Raw genomic sequence first — 249 nt, forward strand, 5'->3', positions numbered from 1 at the left:
GGTTGTGGATGTGCCGCCAATGATCGGGCGACACCAACTCAGGCTCGATGTCGAGCCGCTGGATGGCGTCGATCGCCTGCAGCACGCGTTCGACCTTGGGCCAGCTCTCGACCTTCAGAAGGATATCGCCGCCGGGGCACACGAAGGGTAGTGTCTGATAGGCATCGCCACGTGCGACCGCACGCACGATATCGATGCGTGAGATGATCGTTCCGAAGTCGTTCGCGGCCCAGCGAACGAACGCGAAGA

General features: G+C 61.8%; 1 protein-coding gene. It reads right to left on the minus strand.

Going from position 1 to position 249, the window contains the following annotated elements; all coding sequences use genetic code 11:
- The coding region (locus NR193_RS33410) for a DUF2840 domain-containing protein (protein ID WP_256754904.1) at positions 1 to 249 on the minus strand (249 nt) is incomplete at both ends.

This window comes from Mesorhizobium sp. Mes31 (assembly GCF_024519675.1).
Lineage (GTDB): Bacteria > Pseudomonadota > Alphaproteobacteria > Rhizobiales > Rhizobiaceae > Mesorhizobium.